The organism is Streptomyces sindenensis (assembly GCF_014649035.1).
GTDB classification, from domain to species: domain Bacteria; phylum Actinomycetota; class Actinomycetes; order Streptomycetales; family Streptomycetaceae; genus Streptomyces; species Streptomyces sindenensis.
Genome location: NZ_BMSG01000081.1, coordinates 1 through 1,164 on the forward strand (window position 1 = coordinate 1; position 1,164 = coordinate 1,164).

At 66.9% G+C, this 1,164-nt stretch carries 2 protein-coding genes; one reads left to right on the top strand and one right to left on the bottom strand.

Annotated features, from left to right (window positions below):
* Positions 1–343 (bottom strand): hypothetical protein (locus IE145_RS33110; protein WP_189529116.1); only part of this gene is annotated, 343 nt, incomplete at its 3' end.
* Positions 344–405: 62 nt separating this feature from the next.
* Here IE145_RS33110 and IE145_RS33115 point away from each other — a divergent pair.
* Positions 406–1,164 (top strand): IS5 family transposase gene (locus IE145_RS33115; RefSeq protein WP_189529117.1). Its coding sequence is split into 2 segments (ribosomal slippage), with 760 coding nucleotides annotated over them: positions 406–745 and positions 745–1,164; the frame shifts between segments, so codons are not numbered across the junction. This gene is flagged as partial in the annotation.

Below are 1,164 nucleotides of genomic sequence, written 5' to 3' on the forward strand. Positions count from 1 at the left end.
TGAAGTCACCACAATCGAGCAGACCAGTCAGCACGTTCGTGATGTTGTCGATGCCTGCGTCTCGAACGATGAGGCCGTCGGAGCACCAGAAGTAGCGGCCGCTCAGGGACTCGCCGGTTCGGGAGTCTTTTTCCATGAGGCGCTCGACCTCAGCAAGAGTGAACACGGTTGCGCTCCAGCGTGACTCGTCCGCTGTCAGCCGGACCTCGACATCGACGTTGCAGACGGCATCCAGGGGTTCGTCCGCGCTGGGCAGGAATGATGCCTGGAAGCGTTCTGTTCGGACGCGATACCAGGGAGCGTCCCATCCCTGCTCAGCAGCTTCGGCCCCGTTGCTGGTCATGCGGGGAGTATGTCGAGCTGGCCCGGAGGGCTCAACCGGATTCTCTGGCAGGCTTCAGCATCGTGACCAAGAACCTTGTCCCCGACGAACTGTGGGACCGGATAGCCCCGCTGCTGCCAGCACGACCCGCGCGCCGACATCGCCACCCCGGGCGGCTCCCCGTGCCGGACCGGGTCGCACTGGCCGGCATCATCTACGTCCTCCGCAAGGGCGTGGCCTGGCGTGACGTACCGAGCACCGTCGTGGGTTGCTCCGGTGTGACAGCCTGGCGCCGGTTGCGTGACTGGACCGAGGCCGGTGTCTGGCCGCGCCTGCATGCCGCCCTGCTGGGCGAACTGCGCCGCGCGGACTTGCTGGACATGGACGACTGTGCCGTGGACGGCTCGCACATCCGGTCTCTCAAAGGGGGGACCATGTCGGCCCCTCGCCCGTCGACCGTGCCCGTCCCGGTTCCAAACACCACCTGATCGTCGACCGCCACGGAACCCCGCTCGCCGTCACACTTACCGGCGGCAACCGCCATGACGTCACCCAGCTCCTGCCGCTACTCGACGCCATCCCGTCGATCCGAGGTATGCGGGGACGCCCCCGCCGCAAGCCCCGGCGCCTGTATGCCGACCGGGGCTACGACTTCGACAAGTACCGCCGCCTGCTTTGGGGACGCGGCATCAAACCGCTGATCGCCCGCCGCGGCGCGGCCCACGGTTCCGGACTGGGCAAGGTCCGCTGGGTCGTCGAGCGCACATTTGCCTGGCTGCACCAGTTCAAACGACTCCGCATCCGCTACGAACGACGCGCCGACATCCACCAAGGTCTCCTCC